This window comes from Streptomyces sp. NPDC031274 (assembly GCF_055570235.1).
This window is the reverse complement of sequence record NZ_JBVIHP010000422.1, coordinates 1-1,095: the sequence shown is the minus strand read 5'-3', so window position 1 is coordinate 1,095 and position 1,095 is coordinate 1. Positions and strand designations below refer to the sequence as shown.

The window sequence follows — 1,095 nt, the reverse complement described above, 5'->3', positions numbered from 1 at the left end:
AGGACGGCGGCGTCGGCAAACGCTGGGGCCATATGAGTCCGGGCCTGTTCCCGTGGCACCGCCAGTACCTGCTCATCCTGGAAAGGGCGCTCCAGCGGGTCGATCCCAGCGTCACCATCCCTTACTGGGACTGGACCAAGGACCAGAGCCTGGACTCGCCGCTGTGGGACGACACCTTCATGGGCGGGAACGGCCGGCCCGGTGACCGCAAGGTGATGACCGGCCCCTTCGCCCGCTGCAACGGGTGGAAGCTCAACGTCAGCGTGGTGCCGGTCGGCGACGAACATCCGGCGTTCAACGGCCACTACACGGCGGACGACCGGGACTATCTCGTACGCGACATAGGCACCGTGAACCCCGCTCTGCCGACGGTCAAGGAGCTGGAGGACACCCTCGCGCTCACGACGTACGACACCCCGCCCTACAACTACACCTCCGGCTACGGAACCGAGACGCAGTCCCTGCGCAACCACCTGGAGGGATATGCGAAGTTCCCCTGGGAGGAGAACCTCGGCAAGCTGCACGGCGCCGGCCACACGTGGATGGGCGGCCACATGCTGTACATCGGCTCGCCGAACGACCCCATCTTCTTCATGCACCACTGCTTCATCGACAGGCTCTGGTCGATATGGCAGAAGACGCATCCGGACGTCCCGCACTACCTCCCGCTGACCGAGCACCCGGATGTCCCGTCCCTGGATACGAAGCTCGCGCCCTGGTACTCCATGTCACCCGCGGACCTGCTGGATCATTCAAAGTTCTACCAGTACGCATAAGGGGTCCACGCAGCCGAAGGGTGGCTTACTGTTCGAAAGTTGTGCCGCAGCACCAACGTAGTTGTCATCGACATTTCCGCAATGCCGATGGCAACTACGTTGGTGTAGTAAGCGAGTCTGTCCTACGTTTATGCACATCATTACTGGGGGGTAATTGAATATGCGGGATGACTACGTTTTCCGAATACTTGGCCCACTGCTCGTGATGAACGGCGACGAGCAGATTGAAATCAACGGGATCCGCAGGCAGAAATTACTGGCGGCGCTGCTTCTCCAGACGAACCAGGTGGTCAGCCTCGACCGGCTTGTCGATGCGATG

Annotated in this window: 1 protein-coding gene; it reads left to right on the top strand. The window is 61.4% G+C overall.

Features of this window, described 5'->3' with window-relative positions; genetic code table 11:
• Positions 1-776: tyrosinase family protein (locus ACZ5CR_RS46880; RefSeq protein ID WP_468870169.1), on the top strand; the 776-nt coding region annotated here is incomplete at its 5' end.
• Positions 777-1,095 lie beyond the last annotated feature (319 nt).